Source organism: Pseudomonas sp. TMW22090 (assembly GCF_022496665.1).
Lineage (GTDB): Bacteria > Pseudomonadota > Gammaproteobacteria > Pseudomonadales > Pseudomonadaceae > Aquipseudomonas > Aquipseudomonas gregormendelii.
Map to the genome: position 1 here is coordinate 43,532 of NZ_SCFH01000011.1, position 18,646 is coordinate 62,177.

Annotated in this window: 17 protein-coding genes; 10 read left to right on the top strand and 7 right to left on the bottom strand. The window is 61.6% G+C overall.

Going from position 1 to position 18,646, the window contains the following annotated elements; translation table 11 throughout:
• Nucleotide 1: 1 nt before the first annotated feature.
• Nucleotides 2-2,152, top strand: coding sequence for a glycosyltransferase family 2 protein (locus EQV97_RS25465; RefSeq protein ID WP_240890285.1), 2,151 nt, complete (start codon nt 2-4; stop codon nt 2,150-2,152).
• A gap of 39 nt (nt 2,153-2,191) precedes the next feature.
• On the top strand, nt 2,192-3,601 hold the full coding sequence (locus EQV97_RS25470) for an efflux transporter outer membrane subunit (protein ID WP_225570612.1): 1,410 nt from the start codon (nt 2,192-2,194) through the stop codon (nt 3,599-3,601).
• A 156-nt stretch (nt 3,602-3,757) separates the two neighbouring features.
• Here the strand turns inward: EQV97_RS25470 and EQV97_RS25475 are convergent, their stop codons facing one another.
• The gene (locus EQV97_RS25475) at nt 3,758-5,056 is read right to left on the bottom strand and encodes an MFS transporter (RefSeq protein ID WP_240890286.1); all 1,299 of its coding nucleotides are present in this window, start codon (nt 5,054-5,056) and stop codon (nt 3,758-3,760) included.
• Between the two features lie 196 nt (nt 5,057-5,252).
• Between EQV97_RS25475 and EQV97_RS25480 the strand changes: the two genes are divergently transcribed.
• Complete coding sequence (locus tag EQV97_RS25480) at nt 5,253-6,311, top strand: FAD:protein FMN transferase (RefSeq protein ID WP_240890287.1); 1,059 nt, start codon at nt 5,253-5,255, stop codon at nt 6,309-6,311.
• A 185-nt stretch (nt 6,312-6,496) separates the two neighbouring features.
• Nucleotides 6,497-7,891 (top strand): Si-specific NAD(P)(+) transhydrogenase, encoded by a 1,395-nt coding sequence (sthA, locus tag EQV97_RS25485; RefSeq protein WP_045062459.1) that lies wholly within the window; start codon nt 6,497-6,499, stop codon nt 7,889-7,891.
• Between the two features lie 42 nt (nt 7,892-7,933).
• Here sthA and EQV97_RS25490 read toward each other — a convergent pair whose 3' ends face one another.
• A complete protein-coding gene (locus tag EQV97_RS25490) occupies nt 7,934-8,656 on the bottom strand; it encodes a glycerophosphodiester phosphodiesterase family protein (protein ID WP_240890288.1) in 723 nt (240 codons plus the stop codon).
• 14 nt (nt 8,657-8,670) lie between these two features.
• Nucleotides 8,671-9,252: a PilZ domain-containing protein gene (locus EQV97_RS25495; RefSeq protein ID WP_240890289.1), complete on the bottom strand. Its 582-nt coding sequence runs from the start codon at nt 9,250-9,252 to the stop codon at nt 8,671-8,673.
• Nucleotides 9,253-9,346: 94 nt separating this feature from the next.
• Between EQV97_RS25495 and EQV97_RS25500 the strand changes: the two genes are divergently transcribed.
• The 3 genes from EQV97_RS25500 to EQV97_RS25510 all read left to right on the top strand — a co-directional run bounded on the left by EQV97_RS25500 (nt 9,347) and on the right by EQV97_RS25510 (nt 12,596).
• The gene (locus EQV97_RS25500; protein WP_240890290.1) at nt 9,347-10,597 is read left to right on the top strand and encodes a lipoprotein-releasing ABC transporter permease subunit; all 1,251 of its coding nucleotides are present in this window, start codon (nt 9,347-9,349) and stop codon (nt 10,595-10,597) included.
• A gap of 7 nt (nt 10,598-10,604) precedes the next feature.
• Nucleotides 10,605-11,288 carry a lipoprotein-releasing ABC transporter ATP-binding protein LolD gene (gene lolD / locus EQV97_RS25505; protein WP_163019364.1) on the top strand — a complete coding sequence of 228 codons (684 nt, stop codon included), beginning with the start codon at nt 10,605-10,607 and terminating at the stop codon, nt 11,286-11,288.
• Between the two features lie 63 nt (nt 11,289-11,351).
• The gene (locus tag EQV97_RS25510) at nt 11,352-12,596 is read left to right on the top strand and encodes a lipoprotein-releasing ABC transporter permease subunit (RefSeq protein WP_225570609.1); all 1,245 of its coding nucleotides are present in this window, start codon (nt 11,352-11,354) and stop codon (nt 12,594-12,596) included.
• A 112-nt stretch (nt 12,597-12,708) separates the two neighbouring features.
• On the opposite strand, the gene EQV97_RS25515 is transcribed toward EQV97_RS25510, so the two are convergent.
• Entirely contained in the window at nt 12,709-14,058 is a 1,350-nt protein-coding gene (locus EQV97_RS25515) for a heavy metal sensor histidine kinase (protein WP_122838177.1), read from the bottom strand.
• The gene (locus EQV97_RS25520; RefSeq protein ID WP_122838178.1) at nt 14,058-14,738 is read right to left on the bottom strand and encodes a heavy metal response regulator transcription factor; all 681 of its coding nucleotides are present in this window, start codon (nt 14,736-14,738) and stop codon (nt 14,058-14,060) included. The genes EQV97_RS25515 and EQV97_RS25520 overlap by 1 nt, the downstream gene beginning before the upstream one ends.
• 155 nt (nt 14,739-14,893) lie before the next feature.
• On the opposite strand from EQV97_RS25520, the gene EQV97_RS25525 reads away from it, so the two are divergent.
• Both EQV97_RS25525 and queF read left to right on the top strand, forming a co-directional pair.
• Nucleotides 14,894-15,409, top strand: coding sequence for a cupredoxin family protein (locus EQV97_RS25525; protein ID WP_240890291.1), 516 nt, complete (start codon nt 14,894-14,896; stop codon nt 15,407-15,409).
• Nucleotides 15,410-15,573: 164 nt separating this feature from the next.
• Nucleotides 15,574-16,404: an NADPH-dependent 7-cyano-7-deazaguanine reductase QueF gene (gene queF / locus EQV97_RS25530; protein WP_045062474.1), complete on the top strand. Its 831-nt coding sequence runs from the start codon at nt 15,574-15,576 to the stop codon at nt 16,402-16,404.
• Nucleotides 16,405-16,495: 91 nt separating this feature from the next.
• Here the strand turns inward: queF and EQV97_RS25535 are convergent, their stop codons facing one another.
• Together EQV97_RS25535 and EQV97_RS25540 are read right to left on the bottom strand one after the other, a co-directional pair.
• Nucleotides 16,496-16,759: a DUF4404 family protein gene (locus tag EQV97_RS25535; RefSeq protein ID WP_122838181.1), complete on the bottom strand. Its 264-nt coding sequence runs from the start codon at nt 16,757-16,759 to the stop codon at nt 16,496-16,498.
• 125 nt (nt 16,760-16,884) lie between these two features.
• On the bottom strand, nt 16,885-17,505 hold the full coding sequence (locus EQV97_RS25540; RefSeq protein WP_240890292.1) for an HAD family phosphatase: 621 nt from the start codon (nt 17,503-17,505) through the stop codon (nt 16,885-16,887).
• 198 nt (nt 17,506-17,703) lie between these two features.
• Here EQV97_RS25540 and EQV97_RS25545 point away from each other — a divergent pair, with 198 nt between their 5' ends.
• Complete coding sequence (locus EQV97_RS25545) at nt 17,704-18,393, top strand: VacJ family lipoprotein (protein WP_240890293.1); 690 nt, start codon at nt 17,704-17,706, stop codon at nt 18,391-18,393.
• Nucleotides 18,394-18,646 lie beyond the last annotated feature (253 nt).

Here is an 18,646-nt window from a genome sequence, read left to right on the forward strand (position 1 = left end):
CATGCAGGCACTGGACTCGTTGCAACTGATGCAAATCAACTTCTGGACCCTGGCGCTGGTGATTCTGTTCACCTGCCTGACTCATCGGGACCAATGGGCTGCGCGCGCCGGATTCGGCGCCGTGACCGCGTTGCTGTTGCTCAACTACGCGGCCTGGCGGATTCGCGACACCTTGCCGGACGGCCATTCCGGGTTTGCCACGGTCTGGGCCTACACCTTTTTGTTCTTCGAAATGCTGGCGATCGGTTACACGCTGTTTTCCATCGTCGTGATGCTCTGTCGCTCGGATCACAGCAAGGCTGCGGACGCGGGCGAGCGACGCTTGCGCGCCCAGGGCGTGAGTGCGCCAGCGGTCGATATCTTCATCGCCACGTACAACGAAGGCCTGGAAATCCTGGAAAAAACCATAATTGCCGCCCAGGCCATCGACTACCCGAATTTCACCATCTGGGTGCTCGACGACACGCGCCGGGACTGGCTGCGCGATTACTGTGCCGAGGTCGGCGTGCAGTACGCGCGCCGCCCTGATAACGCCCACGCCAAGGCCGGCAACCTGAACAATGGCTTGCGCCAGTCGGCGGCCGGCAGCAACGCGCCGTACATACTGGTGCTGGATGCCGATTTTGCGCCGCAGCAGCCGATCCTGTTGCGCACCCTGGGCTTGTTCGACGACCCGAAAGTCGGCCTGGTGCAGACTCCGCAGTTCTACTATAACCCCGACCCGATCCAGCACAACCTGGGCACTTCGGCGTGCTGGGTCGATGAGCAAAGGGTGTTCTTCGACGTGTTTCAGCCGGCGAAGGATGGCTGGGATGCGGCATTTTGCGTCGGTACGTCCTTCGTGGTGCGGCGCGATTTGATCAACGAGATGGGCGGTTTTCCTACAGGCTCGGTCTGCGAAGACATCTACACCACCTACCGGCTGCTGCAGAAAGGTTACGTCACCCGCTGGTTGAATGAGCGCCTGTCGATCGGCTTGTCGGCCGAAGGCCTGACCGAGTACATCAACCAGCGCGGGCGCTGGTGCCTGGGCACCATTCAGGTGGCGTTGCTCAAGGATGGACCGTTGCGCGGCAGCGGTTATACGCTCAACGACCGCCTGCACTACATCCATGGGCTGATGCACTGGTTTTCCAAGCCCTTCATCCTGATGATGCTGGTGTCGCCGGTGCTGTACTGGTACTTCGGAATTGCCGGTTTCTACGCCACACCGATGGACTTTCTCGCGTTTGGCATGCCGGCGCTGATCGCATTCTGGGGCTACGGCACCTGGGTCACGGACCGGCGCACCTTGCCGATTTTCACTGAGGTCACGCAGATCGTTGCTTCCCTGGCCGTGACCGCCACCATCGCCAGCGCGATGATCCGGCCGTTCGGGCGGCCGTTCAAAGTGACCGCCAAAGGCCTGGATCGCACCAAAACCATGGTGCACTGGAAGCTGTTCGGGTTCTTTTTTGCCTTGACGCTGTTCTCGCAGATTGGCGCCTATATCGCGATCAGCACTGCCGCCTCGTTCGACGGCAACATGCTGTTCAACCTGTGCTGGACGGTGGTCGCGCTGGTCTACAACCTGGCAACGCTGGTCGCCTGTGTGGATCGCCCGCGCTTGCACGGTGAAGAGCGTTTTCCGTTCAACAAGCCCACGGGGTTTCGGTTTGGCGGCAAGGTGCTCGCCGGGCGCCTGGTGGATATCTCCCTCAGCGGCGCATCGTTCGAGTGCGCGTTCGCCTCGTCAATCAAGCCGGGGCTGTGCGGGCAGATGTGGGTCGACAAACTGGGTTGGCTGGACGTCGAGGTGATGCGCAACCACGGAGACAGTCAACTGGGCCTGAGGTTTGCCGAGCTTGATGAAACGCTGCGGCGACGGTTGATTGCGCGGTTGTTCAGCGATGCAACGATCAATGTTGTCAGCAAGGCGGAGCCGGGGCTGGCGTTCGGCACCTTGTTACGGCGTGCATTGCTTGGCGAAAAATCAGCGGCGCCGCGTTTGCCTGCGCCGGCCAGGGCGTCGTCCTACACCCCGCTGCGTCGCTGGCGACCGGTCAGTGTGCGTTCGCGTAGACAGCCGTTGCCGCATGTCAGCGTCAGTCGGTCAGGCCTTTGGTCTTTGCTGCTTTCACCCTTGCGAGCTCTGCTCGGCCAACGATTTTAGGTGCGCGCCATGAACAGTTGCTTATCGACCTCATGTTTTATGTCATTGCTTCTGCTGGGTGGTTGTTCGCTGGAGCCGACCTACGAGAAACCCGATGCGCCGATCGACCAGCAATGGCCGGCCAACACGGCCGGCGAATGCTGCGCGGGCAAGCAGGCGTTCGACAAGGACTGGCGCGGCTTTGTGGTTGATGACCGCCTGCGCCAGCTGATCGACCTGGCGCTGGCCAACAACCGCAGCCTGCGCCAGTTCGCGGCCAGTGTCGAAGAGGCGCGGGCGGGTTATGCCAGTGCGCAGTCCGGGCTGTTCCCGACCATTGGCATCGACACTTATGCCGGACGCAGCAAGTTGCCGCCGCTGGTGCGCACGCCCAATGGCGGCGACAGTGCCGGCAGTATTGCCAACACCTTCCAGGCCACCGGTGGTTTCACGTCCTACGAGCTGGACCTGTTCGGTCGCATTCGCAGCCAGCGCAATGCCGCCGGGGCCCGGTTCGAAGCGTCTGAGGGCGATTACCAGGCCGCACGCCTGGCGCTGATCGGCGAAGTGGCCAGTACCTGGTTGACGCTCAAGGCCAATCAGCACCTGCTTGACCTGGCGCAGAATACCTATCAGTCCCAGGACCGCTACGGGCAGTTGCTGCGCAAGAGTTTCAACCTGGGTTCCAGCGCGCGGATCGACGTGCACCAGGCCGATGCGCAGACCAATACGGCGGCGGTGCAGGTCAACACTTACCGGATGCAAGTGGCGCAGAACAGCAATGCCCTGCGGGTGCTGGTAGGGCAGCCGGTGCCGCCGGGTTTGCTGCCCACGGGTGTGCTCGGTGAGCAGTTGGCCACGCTGGACGTGCCGGCCGGTTTGCCGGCGTCATTGGTCGAACGGCGCCCCGACATCATGTCGGCCGAAGCCCAGCTGCGCGCTGCCAATGCCGACATTGGTGCCGCCCGTAGCGCGTACTTCCCGACCTTTTCCCTGACCTCGGCCCTGGGCAGCCTGACCGGGGACTTCTCGCGCCTGCTCACCGGCCCGGCGGAGTTCTGGACCGTGGCGCTGGCGGGGTCGTTGCCATTGATCGATGGTGGTGCCCGTCGTGCGCAAGTGGACGCCAGCCATGCGCGGTTTGACGGGCAAACGGCGGCGTACGAGGCCACGGTGCAGAACGCTTTTCGGGAAGCGGCCGATGCCTTGAATGCGCGTCAGGAGATGCTCACCCAGGTGCAGTTCCAGAAGAAACTGGTGGGGGATTATCAGGAGGCTTACCGCCAGTCCCGCCTGCGCTTCGAGGCTGGGCTGGACAGCTATTTTTCAACCATGGATGCACAGCGTTCGCTGTTTGACGCGCAGCAGAAGTGGGCCCAGCTGGAGTTGGCCCGGGAGATTAACCAGGTGACCTTGTACAAGGCGTTGGGTGGGGGCTGGGGTGGCTCTTTGAAGGTGGCTGGGCGGTGATGATGCAGTGATGCGGCGGGCCCCATCGCGGGCAAGTCGAATCGTCGCACCGCCGCTCCCACAAGGTATTGGTGTTGGACACAGCATTTGTGTTCGGCGCAGATCACTGTGGGAGCCGGCGGTGCGACGATTCGACTTGCCCGCGATGACGATCGATCAGGCGCCGCCGACCACAGACGCCTGCGCGGTGCGCAATTCATGGCGATTGCCGCGGAACAACACCAGGGTCGCAATCAGCCCCAGTACCGCTGCGCCCGTCAGCCAGATCCCCGGTGCGGCCTTGTTATCCAGCACATGAATCAGATAGGTACAGGCTGCCGGAGTAAACCCGCCGAAGGTTGCGGTCGCCAGGCTGTAGGCCAGGGAAAAACCGGTGGTGCGCACTTCCACCGGCATGATCTCGGTCAGCGCCACGACCATGGCACCGTTGTACGAGCCGTACAGGAACGACAGCCACAACTCGACGATCAGCAAGTGACTGAAGCTCGGATTGGCCACCAGCCAGGACAGGGCAGGGTAGGCGGTAAGAATCGCCAGAAGCGTCGCCGCCAGCAGCAGGGGTTTGCGCCCGACCTTGTCGGAAAATGCGCCCATCACCGGTAACCAGAAGAAGTTCGACAAGCCGATGCACACCGTCACCAGCAAGGCATCCAGGTCGGACAAGTGCAGTTCGGCCTTGCCGAAGGTCGGCGTGTAGGCGGTGATCAGGTAGAACGACACGGTGGTCATGACCACCAGGGCCATGCCGGCGATGACGATGCCGAAGTTCTGCCCGATCGAGCGGACCACCTCGCGCAAGGTCGGGCGATGTTTGCGTGCCTGGAACTCCGGTGTTTCTTCCAGTGAACGACGAATCACGAAGATTACCGGCACAATCAGACAGCCGACCAGGAAGGGCACGCGCCAGCCCCATTCGCCCATCTCCTGCGGGCTGAGCCAATGGTTCAAGGCCACGCCCAGCAAACCTGCGAAGACCACCGCCGCTTGCTGGCTGGCGGACTGCCAGCTGACAAAAAAGCCTTTGCGGCCCGCAGTGGATATTTCGGCCAGGTACACCGACACCCCGCCAAGCTCGACGCCCGCCGAGAAACCTTGCAGCAGGCGGCCGAACAGCACGAGCAGCGGTGCCGCGACACCCAGGGTGGCGTATCCCGGGACGCAGGCTATCAATACGGTGCCGGCAGCCATCATCACCAGGGTAATGATCAGGCCTTTGCGGCGCCCGTGACGGTCGATGTAGGCGCCGAGAAAGATTGCCCCCAGCGGCCGCATCAGGAAGCCGGCGCCGAAGGTCGCCAGCGACAGCATCAGGGACGCGAACGCGCTGTCGGCGGGGAAGAAGGTTTTGGCGATGGCGGTGGCGTAGAAGCCGTAGGCCATGAAGTCGAACATTTCGAGGAAGTTGCCGCTGACAACGCGAAAGATCGCTTTGCCTTTGCTCGTGGGGGTAGACATGTGTAGGTACTCACGCTGGTAAATCTTGTTTGAAAACACGGCACCTGTGCGCGCGGGCCTGCTCGCGATGGCGTGGGGTCAATCAGCATGGCTGTTGGCTGACGCACCACTGTCGCGAGCAGGCTCGCTCCCACAGGTTTTGCGTTCGCCTGACGGGCGCCGGCAGCCCTCGCTCCTCTGCGCTCTGAGGTCCATAATGGCCGGCGCGGTTTTGCGGGGAGATGAAGATTTGTTAACTGGACGGTGGGGTGGGCTTGTGGTGCTGGCCGTGGTTGTGTCCGGCTGCGGCAACGGTGACTCCATGGAAAGCTTCGGGGGGCCCACCATGGGCAGCTCCTATTCAATCAAGTATGTGCACCGCGCCGGCCTGCCCGCACCCGCTGAGGTGCAGGCGCAGGTGGAAACAATCCTTGCTCGGGTCGACCGGCAAATGTCGACCTACCGCAGCGACTCCGACATCGAGCGCTTCAACCATCTGCCGGCCAACCACTGTCAGAACATGCCCGCGCCCGTCCTCGAGCTGGTCCGGGTCGGCCAGCAGCTGTCACAGCAGAGCGAAGGCGCCTATGACCTGACGGTCGAGCCGCTGCTCAACCTCTGGGGATTTGGTCCGCAATCGCGCCAGGAAGTCGTCCCGAGCGCCGAAGCACTGACCCAGGTGCGTCAGCGAGTGGGTTACCGGCATTTGCGCATCGAAGGCGAACAGCTGTGCAAGGACGCTGCAGTGGAAGTCGATTTCAACAGCATCGCCGCCGGTTACGCGGTCGACACCATCGCCGCCCGGCTTGAGGCCATGGGCATCCACGATTACCTCGCCGAAGCCACCGGTGAACTCAAGGCGGTCGGCCGCAAACTCGACGGCAGTCCGTGGCGCATCGCCCTGAAGGAGCCCCGGGATGACCGCCAGGTCGCGGAGAAAATCATCGCGGTCGATCACTACGCGGTGTCCACCTCGGGCGACTACCGTCATTACTTCCAGCAGGATGGCCGGCGCTATTCCCACACCTTTGATGCGCGCACCGGGGCGCCGGTTTCCCACGCCCTGGCGGCAGTCACGGTGATCCATCCTTCGGCGCTGATGGCCGATGGCTTATCGACGCTGTTGCTGATTCTCGGGCCGGAACGCGGCTGGGATTACGCTGAGAAATACGCTATCGGCGCTTTTTTTGTGATTCGAACCGATACCGGTTTCGTCACAAGAACCAATCAGTCTTTCGAGCGGCTCAGTGGCGCAGCCAGCCAAAAAAAGCAATGAACGCTGGCGTTGTAGTGCAGGCAAAACTAGCCTACGACGCGACCAAGGGTTAATGTGCCCGGCGTTGACGCTTCTATAGACTGTGTCCGGGTTCTGCACTGGCCCCAAATTGTTCCTTCACGCCGCAGATGGCGTGATTTAGCCGCAGGTGCCGAGGGCGCCGCGGCCTGTTCTGAGGAGTACGCATGGCTGTCTACAACTACGACGTGGTGGTGCTGGGTTCCGGCCCGGCAGGAGAAGGCGCGGCAATGAACGCCGCCAAAGCAGGACGCAAGGTGGCGATGGTCGATAGCCGTCGCCAGGTCGGCGGTAACTGCACCCACCTGGGCACCATCCCGTCCAAGGCCTTGCGTCACTCGGTGCGGCAGATCATGCAGTTCAACACCAACCCGATGTTCCGGGCCATTGGTGAGCCGCGCTGGTTCTCGTTCCCGGACGTGCTCAAAAGCGCCGAGAAAGTCATCTCCAAACAAGTCGCTTCGCGCACCGGCTACTACGCCCGTAACCGTGTCGACGTGTTCTTCGGCACCGGCAGCTTCGCCGACGAGCAAACCATCGAAGTCGTCTGCGCCAACGGCGTGGTCGAGAAACTGGTGGCCAAGCACATCATCATCGCCACCGGCTCGCGTCCTTATCGCCCGGCGGATATCGATTTCCACCACCCGCGAATCTACGATAGCGACACCATCCTGAGCCTCGGCCACACCCCGCGCAAACTCATCGTTTATGGCGCCGGCGTGATCGGCTGCGAGTACGCCTCGATCTTCAGTGGCCTGGGTGTACTGGTTGAGCTGGTGGACAACCGCGGTCAGTTGCTGAGCTTCCTGGACTCGGAAATCTCCCAGGCCCTGAGCTATCACTTCAGCAACAACAACATCACCGTGCGCCACAATGAAGATTATGACCGCGTCGAAGGCGTGGACAATGGCGTGATCCTGCACCTCAAGTCCGGCAAGAAGATCAAGGCCGACGCCTTGCTCTGGTGTAATGGCCGTACCGGCAACACCGATCAGCTGGGCCTGGAAAACATTGGTGTGAAGGTCAACAGCCGTGGCCAGATCGAAGTGGACGAGGCTTACCGCACCTGCAAGCCGAACATCTACGGCGCCGGTGACGTGATTGGTTGGCCGAGCCTGGCCAGTGCCGCTCATGACCAGGGCCGTTCGGCCGCTGGCAGCATCGTCGACAACCACAGCTGGCGCTTCGTCAATGACGTGCCAACCGGCATCTACACCATTCCTGAGATCAGCTCGATCGGCAAGAACGAGCAGGAGCTGACCCAGGCCAAGGTGCCATACGAAGTGGGCAAGGCGTTCTTCAAGAGCATGGCGCGCGCGCAGATTGCCGGCGAGCCGCAAGGCATGCTGAAGATCCTGTTCCACCGCGAGACCCTGGAAGTGCTGGGCGTTCACTGCTTCGGTTATCAGGCGTCGGAGATCGTGCACATCGGCCAGGCGATCATGAACCAGCCGGGCGATCTGAACACGCTGAAGTATTTCGTCAATACCACGTTCAACTACCCGACCATGGCCGAAGCCTATCGGGTAGCGGCCTACGACGGCCTCAACCGGCTTTTTTGAGCGGCTCCGGCCGGTGGCCTGAGCCGGCCGGGGAGACCGATTTCAGCAATTCTCGAGCGTGGCGCTGGCCAAACCGGGAAAGTCTGTAATCAGGCTGTCAACGCCGAAGTCGGCGAGCCTGCGCATCAGCGCGGGCTCGTTGACTGTCCATACCGACACATGCAGCCCTTGGCGCTGCGCCTTCTCCAGGCGTTCCGGCGTACACAGGGTCCAGTTCAGCGCGAGAAACTCACAGCCGTAGCTTTGCGCGACCTTCAACGGGTCGAGCCAGGCGTACTCGGCTACCAGCCCGCGGGACACGTCCGGCACCAGATCCAGTGCAGCCTTCAATACTTCCCGTGAACTCGAGGTGATGGTGACCTTGTCGAGCATGCCGAAACGCTGGGCCATTTCGCGAATCGCCAGCACGGTGGTGGCGGCGCGGGTGCGCGAAGCGCTTTTGACTTCCAGCTGCCAATGCTCGAAATCGCATTGTTCGAACAGTTCTTCCAGGGTCGGGATCGGGCACGGTTTGATCCAGCCCGGGCCGCCTCTGCGCGCGTCGTAGGTCTTAAGCTCAGCCGCCGTATGTTCGACGACCTTGCCGCGCCGTTCGGTGGTGCGCTTGAGCGTCGGGTCATGAATGACCATCAGCTCGTTGTCCTTGGACAGGTGCAAGTCCAGTTCGCAACGCCGCACGCCGTGCTTGAGGCATTGCTGAAAGCTGGTCAGGGTGTTTTCCGGTGCTTCGCCCTTGGCGCCGCGATGGCCGTAGATGAGGGTCACGGTTCTTCCTTAATTTAGAGGCCTGAGTCGTTTTGTTCGCGGGCCAGGCGACGTTCCTGGGCCTGCTTCTGCAAGATATAGCGGGCGAGTAATTGGCGCTGGGCATCGGTGGGGTGTTCAAACTCGGTGCCGATGTCGTAGCCGTCACCCTTGGGATCGCAATGGGTCACCCGGGCGCGCAGCAGCAGGCCAAGGGCTTGCGGCATCAGCACCAGCTTGATCGACAGGCGCACCCCGGTGGCAATCGGCGTGGGGTACTGAAAGTCGACGCCGCCTTCGGAGATGATCACCGGTTGCGGCTCGCCAATCTGCCCCAGCACGGTGAGGGCGATTACCTGGCTCAGCAGGTCGATGCGTTTGTTCTGGGATTTCAAGAATGCCGCAAGGTTGCGGTCGCGTTCACTGATCTGGCGCAACAGGTGTTGCGATTCGAATTCGCTCAGGTGCAATTCGCTGAGCAAATTGAACAGTGGAGAAGCATCCTGCAACACTTCCTGGCCCGCGGCTTCGACAGCGGACAAAGGCCGAATTTCCAGTGCGATCGTGTCCTCGATACGGTAGTATTCGCGGCGATCTTCTTCATCTAATGTCGACATGGCGAACCCATGGTAGCGGCGGTGGTCTGAGTGTAAAGCTGGTTATCGACCCCCGCCACAAGGACGTTCCTTTTCCCTCCGAACAAGCCCCGACATGTTCAGACCTCTCTTCGTATTTATTGGCACGCGTTATACCCGTGCAAAGCGTCGCAATCATTTTGTGTCGTTCATTTCCCTGACCTCCATGATCGGGCTCGCCTTGGGCGTGGTCGTGATGATCGTGGTGCTGTCGGTCATGAACGGCTTCGATCATGAGATGCGCACCCGCGTGCTGGGCATGGTGCCCCACGCGACCATCGAGTCCGGTGAACCGATCAGCGACTGGCCAAGCCTGGCGGCCAAGGTCAAGCAGAACCCGCAGGTGGCGGCGGTAGCGCCGTTTACCCAGATGCAGGGGTTGCTGACCAACAACGGCAAGGTGTCCAAGGTGCTGCTCAATGCCATCGACCCGGCGCTGGAGCGCCAGGTGTCGATCATCGACAAGTTCATGCTGCAGGGCAAACTCGACGACCTGGCGCCCGGCAGTTTCGGCATCGTCATCGGCGACAAGGCCGCCGCCAAGCTGGGTGCTGCGATCGGCGACAAGCTGACCTTCGTCGCGCCGGAAGTCACCGTGACCCCGGCCGGGATGTTCCCGCGCATGAAGCGCTTTACCGTGGTCGGCATTTTCCATGTCGGCGCCGGTGAGATCGACGGTTACCTGGGCGTCACCAACCTCCAGGACCTGGCGAAACTGCATCGCTGGAAGCCGGATCAGGTGCAGGGCATCCGCCTCAAGTTCGACGACCTGTTCCAGGCGCCCCGTACCGCGTGGAACATCGCCCAGCAACTTGGCGAAGACCGTTACTATGCGCGTGACTGGACCCGTACCCACGGCAACCTGTACCAGGCGATCCGCATGGAAAAAGCCATGATCGGCCTGCTGTTGCTGCTGATTGTGGCCGTGGCCGCGTTCAACATCATCTCTACCCTGGTGATGGTGGTGAACGACAAGAAGGGTGACATCGCGATCCTGCGCACCCTGGGTGCGACGCCACGCACCATCATGGCGATCTTCATGGTGCAGGGCACGGTGATCGGGGTGTTCGGTACGCTGATCGGCGCCGTGGTCGGGATTTTCGCCGCGCTGAACGTCAGCGCAGCGATCTCGGCCCTCGAAGGCCTGATCGGCCACAAGTTCCTGAACGCCGATGTGTACTTCATCGATTACCTGCCGTCGCAAGTGCAGAGCCAGGACGTGGTGATGGTCTGTGCCGCCGCGTTGATCCTGAGTTTCCTCGCCACCCTGTATCCAGCCTGGCGTGCCGCGCGCACCCAGCCTGCGGAGGCGCTACGTTATGAGTGAATTGGGCATGAGTGAAAAAGCAATCCTGAGCTGCCGCAACCTGGGCAAGTCCTACGAGGAAGGTCCGGAGTCGGTCGAGGTCCTGGCGGGTCTGCAACTGGAGTTGCACCCAGGTGAACGTGTCGCCATCGTCGGCACCTCGGGGTCGGGCAAGAGCACATTGCTCAACCTGCTGGGCGGCCTCGATACGCCGACCCAGGGCAGCGTGTGGCTCGACGGTGAAGAGCTGTCGGCCCTGAGCGAGAAGAATCGCGGCCTGTTGCGCAATCGGTCGCTGGGCTTCGTCTACCAGTTCCACCACTTGCTGCCGGAATTCACCGCGCTGGAAAACGTCTGCATGCCGCTGTTGATCGGCAAGACTGCGATCCCCGAGGCGCGCCAGCGTGCCACGGCGTTGCTGGAGCGGGTAGGGCTGGGCCATCGCCTGGAGCACAAGCCGGCGGAACTGTCCGGTGGCGAACGCCAGCGTGTGGCCATCGCCCGCGCCCTGGTGAACAAGCCTGGCCTGGTGATGCTCGACGAGCCCACCGGCAACCTCGACTCCCACACTGCCCAGGGCATCCAGGACTTGATGCTGGAACTCAGCACGTCGATGCGCACGGCGTTCCTGGTGGTGACTCACGACATGAACCTGGCCCGCCAGATGGATCGCGTCCTGCACTTGCAGGAAGGTCGCCTGACTCCTATCTGACTGGTCGAAACCCGAGGTCTGCAACGACCTCGGGTCATTTATTTTTATACGGTGCCCCAGCGAATGTTCAGACCGTTATCGATCTTCATCGGCGCGCGCTACACCCGCGCCAAGCGTCGCAATCGCTTCGTGTCCTTCATCTCGATGACCTCGATGATCGGTCTCGCCCTGGGCGTGCTCGCCATGATCGTGGTGCTGTCGGTGATGAACGGCTTCCAGCGCGAGATGAGCTCGCGCATCCTCGGCATGGTGCCGCACGCGACCATCGTCGGCGTCAACCCGATCGACGACTGGCAGCCGGTGGCCGCCGCCGCGATGAAAAACCCCGAAGTGACCGCCGCCGTGCCGTTCACCGAGATGGAAGGCATGCTGTCCTACAAGGGCACGATGCAGCCGATCCAGGTCAGCGGCGTCGACCCGGCGCTCGAAGGCCAGGTGTCGATCGTCGCCAAGCATATCGTCCAGGGGCGCCTGGATGCGCTCAAGCCAGGTGAGTTCGGCGTGGTGGTCGGTGAAATCACGGCCCGGCGTTTTCGCTTGAACGTGGGCGACAAGATCACCCTGATCGTGCCGGAAGTGAGCACGGCGCCGGGCGGCATCACGCCGCGCATGCAGCGCCTGAACGTGGTGGGCGTGTTCAAGGTTGGCGCCGAGCTGGACGGCTCGATGGCGCTGATCCATGTGGCCGATGCCGCGCAGATGCAGCACTGGCAGCCGAACCAGGTGCAGAGCGTGCGCCTGGCGGTGAAGGACTTGTACGCGGCACCGAAGGTCTCCAGCGATATTGCCGGCAGTCTCGGCAGCGCCTACCGGGCGGATGACTGGACCCACACCCAGGGCAGCCTGTTCAGTGCGATGAAGATGGAAAAGACCATGATCGGCCTGCTGTTGCTGATGATCGTCGCCGTCGCCGCCTTCAACATCATTGCCACCCTGATCATGGTGGTGAACGACAAGGGCGCGGACATCGCGATCCTGCGCACCATCGGCGCCACGCCACGGCAGATCATGGCGATCTTCATGGTGCAGGGCACCGTGATCGGGATCGTCGGGACCATGATTGGCGGGGTGCTGGGCGTGATTGCAGCGCTGAACGTCAGCGAGCTGGTGGGTTGGGTGGAGCGCGTGAGCGGGCAGCACATCTTCAGTTCGGATGTGTACTTCGTCAGCAACCTGCCTTCGGAACTGCAGGCTGGTGATGTGCTGTTGATCTGCTCGGCGGGGTTCGTGTTGAGCTTTTTGGCCACCGTGTACCCGGCGTGGCGAGCGGCGAAGATCGAGCCGGCGCATGCGTTGCGGTATTCGTAAGCCCTGACACCGACCCCCGTAGGAGCTGCCGCAGGCTGCGATCTTTTGATCTTGCTCTTAAAAAACAGGATCAAAAGATCGCAGCCTTCGGCAGCTCCTGCCGGGGCGGGGGTCAGACTCTTTTTGGCAGCTCAATCAAAAACCGCGTCCAGCCATCCCCCGATTCACACCGAATCTGCCCGCCATGGGCCCTGATGATCGACTGGGTAATCGCCAGGCCCAGCCCCGCATGTTCACTGCTGCCTTCCTGCCGCGCAGGGTCCGCCCGATAAAAGCGGTCGAACAAACGCGGCAGCAGCTCGGCGGCAATCCCTTCGCCGGTGTTCTCGACCACCAGGCCCAACACCTTGGGTTGCTGGCTGATCCGCACGCGCACCTCGCCCTCCGCCGGGGTAAACCGCAAGGCATTGTCCAGCAGATTGGAGAGCGCGCGGCGCAGCATGTTGCGATCACCCTCCATACTGGCAGTGCCTTCACGGCTCAATGTCACCCGTGCGTCTTCCGCCAGGGGGGCGAAAAACTCCAGCAGCACATCCACTTCCTGTCCAAGGTCGAGCGGTTCGCGGGTGGGCATCAACAACCCGTGATCGGCCTTGGCCAGGTACAGCATGTCGTTGACCAGCTGCGCCATCCATTGCAGCTCTTCAAGATTGCTGTGCAGCGCCTCGCGGTAATCCTCCAGCGGTCGCGGGCGCGTGAGGGTGACCTGGGTGTGGGTCAGCAAGTTTGACAGCGGCGTGCGCAGCTCATGGGCGATGTCGGCGGAGAAAGCCGACAGTCGCTGGAATGAGTCGTCGAGACGTTCCAGCATGGCGTTGAAGTGGTGGGCCATTTGCGCAAGTTCGGGTGGCATCTGCTCTTCGGGCAATCGGGCGTTCAGCGACTGGGCCGACACCCCGCGCGCCACTTCGCTCATGCGCCGCAGCGGCCGCAAGCCACTGCGCGCCGCCCAGGCCCCAAGCAGCGCCGTGGCGAGCGCCGAGAGGCCGACGGTCAGCCAGATCAGGCGCTGCATGCGCTGCAGGAAGTGCTGGTGATGGGTGATGTCGAGCAGCAGGGTCAATTGCGGCGAGTCGGGTTGGCCCGGATAGAGCGGGGCGCTGAGCACTCGATAGTCGGTGCCTGCGTGGCGGGTAGTGGACAAGCCTGCTGTCAGTGGAAGTTGTTCCGGCAGCTGCGCCGAGCTGTCGTACCAGCGCCGGCCGTCAGCCCCGGTGATGCGTAGTGCCAGGTCGGCCTGGCGGCTCAATTCATCGGCGAGCCTGGCCTGGCTGTCGCTCGATTGAATGTCGTGCAGCGCCCGACGCAAGCCAATCAATTTGCCGTCCAGCAACTGTTGATCCAACTCGATGAAATGCGCCTCGCTGGCACGGCTGAACAGCACGCCGGCGATCAGTGAAACCACCGCCGTACAGGCAGCAAACAGCAGCGCCAGGCGGCTGCTCAAGGACAGTCGAGGCATCAGGCAGAGCGCTCTTCGAGGACGTAACCCATGCCGCGCACGGTGTGGATCAGCTTGTTGGGGAAGTCATCATCAATCTTCAGGCGCAATCGGCGGATCGCCACTTCGATAACGTTGGTGTCGCTGTCGAAATTCATGTCCCACACCTGTGAAGCGATCAGCGACTTGGGCAACACCTCGCCCTGACGGCGCAACAGCATTTCCAGCAAGGCAAATTCCTTGGCGGTGAGGTCGATGCGCTGCCCACTGCGTTCAACCCGGCGCCGGATCAGGTCCAGGCGCAGGTCCGCCAGTTGCAAGCTGGTGTCCTGGGGCGGAGCGCTGCCACGGCGTAACAGGCTGCGCACCCGCGCCAGTAATTCGGAGAAGGCAAAGGGTTTGACCAGATAATCGTCGGCCCCCAGCTCCAGGCCATGGACCCGGTCCTCCACGGCGTCACGGGCGGTGAGAAACAGCACTGGCGTGTCGAGGCCTGCGCCGCGCACGGCCTGCAAAATTTGCCAGCCATCGCGCCCGGGCAGCATCACATCAAGAATCAACAACGCGTATTCGCCGCTCAGTGCCAGCTGTTGACCAGTGCTGCCGTCGGCCACCAACTCGGTATTAAACCCGGCCTCGGTCAGGCCCTGGCGCAGGTATTGGCCGGTTTTCGCTTGGTCTTCGACGATCAACAGTTTCATGGAGAGCTCGGGGTCAATGGAACGAAGGCTTTATACCGTGGGCCGCGCGAGTGCAGGCCAACCTGACAAAGTTGTAATCTGCCTGTCAGGTTACGGGCAGTCGTGGCAGTTTAGAGTTTTCTGCAGGCTGAACCTTATCTTGTTGGAGAAGACCCATGTTTTTGCGCAAACCCCTGCTGTTGACCGCATGCCTGCTGGCGCTGAGCGCCCCGGCGTGGGCGTCGCCGGCGCACTCCGTCGATTTTGGTCAGCCGGCCCCGGCAGCCAAGGCGACCCGCAGCATTGAAGTGGTCATGGGTGACATGTCGTTCGATCCCCGGGCAATCAAGGTCAAGGCGGGGGAGACCGTCCGCTTCGTGCTGATCAATAAAGGCCAGTTGCTGCACGAGTTCAACCTCGGCGATGCAGCCATGCATGCCCAACATCAACAGGCCATGCTGCAGATGCAGCAAAGCGGCATGTTGACACCGACCGGCATGAAGGGCATGGATCACGCCGCCATGGGGCATGGAATGAAGCACGATGACCCCAACAGCGTGCTGGTCGAGCCCGGCAAAACCGCCGAACTGACCTGGACCTTCACCAAACCCACCAGCCTGGAATTCGCCTGCAACATCCCCGGCCACTACCAGGCCGGCATGGTCGGCAAACTAACCATCGAAGCCCCGTAGCCGCTGCGCAGGAGCGGTGTAGGAGCTGTGTAGGAGCTGCGTAGGAGCTGTCGAGTGCAACGAGGCTGCGATCTTTCCAAAACCACCCAATTCCCAATCCCCAACCCCCAACAAAACCACCGAACACTGATAGAATCCCCTGATTCTTCAGTCAGGTTTCCGCCATGCATCCCGCAGCCGAACACTCGCCGCTGGGTAAATCCAGCGAATACATTGCCACCTACACGCCGTCCCTGCTGTTCCCGATCCCGCGCACCGCAAAATGGGCCGAGCTCGGCCTGACGGCGCAAACCCTGCCGTACACGGGTGTGGACTTCTGGAACTGCTTTGAGCTGTCGTGGTTGCTGCCGTCCGGCAAGCCCGTGGTGGCGATCGGCGAATTCAGCATTCCGGCGGACTCGCCGAATATCATCGAGTCGAAGTCGTTCAAGCTGTACCTCAACTCGCTGAACCAGACGCCATTCGCTGACACGGCAAGCCTTGAGGCAACCCTTGCCAAGGACTTGTCCGCTGCCGCCGGCAAACCGGTGGGCGTGCGCATCCGCAGCCTGAAGGAGGTGGAGGCCGAAGGCGTCGTCGCATTGCCGGGGGTGTGCATCGACGACCTCGATATCAGTGTCAGCAACTACGAACACCCGCGTCCGGAGCTGCTGCGTTGCGATGATTCGCGCATCGTCGAGGAGAGCGTCCATAGCCATCTGCTCAAATCCAATTGCCCGGTCACCAGCCAGCCGGATTGGGGCAGTGTGGCCGTCGAATACCGTGGTGCGGCGCTGGATCACGCGAGCCTGCTGGAGTACATCGTCAGCTTCCGCCAGCATTCGGACTTCCATGAGCAGTGTGTTGAGCGGATCTTCCTTGACCTGCAACGGTTGCTCAAACCCGAGAAGCTGACCGTGTATGCGCGTTATGTGCGCCGTGGCGGTCTGGATATCAACCCGTATCGCAGTACCGAAGCCGTGCAACTGCCGAACCACCGCCTGGTCCGCCAATAAAGAACTCGCGCTCCCACGGGGAAAGCATTGCACATTGCGCACAATAAAAAGCCCCGCCATCACTGGCGGGGCTTTTTTGTCTCGGGCGAATTCAGATACCCATGTTCCCCAGCGCCTGCACAATGTTGCGCAAGGTGCCAGCAAGGGTCGGGTGCTCGATTTCGAAGCGCTCGACCGCCAGGTTCACATTATCGGACAAGCTTGAATCCTGGGTTTTGGTCTCAAGCTCAAGCTCAAGTTCGATCTGCTGCATCAGTACGCGCAGGTCTTCACGCTCCACTTCCGTCAGTGGCGGATTCTGTTCCAGTTGCTCGCGCAGGGTATTGAGCTGTTCTTGCAGTTCGCGGGCAGGCATGACGTTCTTCCTTTTATCGATAGGCACTGGCATAGACCGCAGCAGCGCGCCAAAGGTCTATGGCTTGCCTTTAGATTAATCCACTCGCGGGCAACCTGCATGCGTTGATCGTGGCGAGGCGCCAATCAGGGCTTTTCGCCCTTGAGCCGGCGCAGGCTGATGTCCGCCAGGCAAGTGTCGAGTTCGCCCAGGTGGTCGATCACTGAATGCACGCCCAGGCCGAACAGTTGCACGGTGGCCTTGCCGCGTTTGAGCTCGCGCTGCTGTGCGCTCAACGTCTGCCATTCATTCGGCGCCAGCCCGCACAGCGATCCGCAGGAGGCCAGGCCGATGGTCCACAAACCGGCGTTCAGGCCTGACTGCAGCAGCCGCGGCTCACCGCTCACCAGCACGCAGCCATCCAGTTGGGCAACGTTGAGGGCCATCAAGGCTTCCCAGCAGGCATGGGGGGACGGCCATGGATTGTTTGTTGCAAGTTGTATCGAAGGTTTGATCCATTCCGGCAGCGCGAGCGCCAGGGAGTGGCTGAGGGCAGGGGGCAGTTCATCGAGCCAGGCACAGGGGATTTGCTGTCGCTGCAAGCTGTGCAGACTGTCCAGGGCGCCAGGCGTGACTTCGGCATGCTCCCCTTGATGGCCGGCGTGTTGGCGGGTGCGCGCGCCGAAATCCACCAGGCAGCCACTGAGGCCAAACAACACGGCGGTCAGGCGGGGCGCGGCGAGGGGCAAGGGTTCGGCGTGCGGCATTTCAGCATCCTTGAAATAGTACCGAGGCTATTGGACGCGGGTGACAGTTGAGTGACACTGCTGTTATCAAGCGTGCGGTCACCTCGACTTGCGCGCCGGCTCACGGCGATGCTGCCTAAAACGGCCTTTACGTCTTATACTAGCCAGCTCAACGCTTGGGTCCAGAGCCCGCGTCAGTACAATCCAAGGAGTTTTTCTATGCGCTGGAGCAACGTTCTAGCTCAGCTGTGTGTGTGTTCCAGCGTGTTGCTGGTGCCTTTCGTTGCCCAGGCAGCCACGGAAGAAGACCCTTGGGAAAGCGTCAACCGCCCAATCTACAAATTCAACGACGTACTCGACACCTATGCGCTGAAGCCATTGGCCCAGGGTTACCAGTACGTGACGCCGCAGTTTGTCGAAGATGGCATTCACAACTTCTTCCGCAACATCGGTGACGTGCGCAACCTCGCCAACAATGTGCTGCAGGCCAAGCCGGCTGCAGCGGGCGTCGATACTGCGCGCCTGATCTTCAACACCACGTTTGGCCTGCTGGGCTTCATTGACGTCGGTACCCGCATGGGCCTTCAACGTAATGATGAAGACTTTGGCCAGACCCTGGGTTACTGGGGTGTCCCGAGTGGCCCGTACGTGATGCTGCCGTTACTCGGCCCGAGCACCTTGCGCGATGCACCGGCCAGGTACCCGGACTCCTATGTCGGCGCCTATCGCTATGTCGACGACGTCGCCGTGCGCAACTCGTTCATGGCGCTGGATGTAGTCGATGCCCGCGCCAGCCTGCTGTCGGCCGAGAAGCTGATCAACGGCGACAAGTACGTGTTCATCCGTAACGCCTACCTGCAGAATCGTGAATTCAAGGTCAAGGACGGTCAGGTCGAAGACGATTTCTGATTTCGACCAGGCATAAGGAAAGGCGGCCATTGTGCCGCCTTTTTCATTGTCCGGATCACGCAAACTCCAGGTTTTACGGGGCTGGGCATGCGATTTGCGCACCGAGTCCTACCTAACATTGAGTTACGGTTTTAGCGGTTCTTATAACTACTGGTCATTTGCCAGGTAAAGTCCTCAAGTGACCTTCGCCACGAGCTTGAAACGCCCAGCGGATGGGAGTACCGTCTGCGCCTTAGAGGGCACCTCTGGTGTG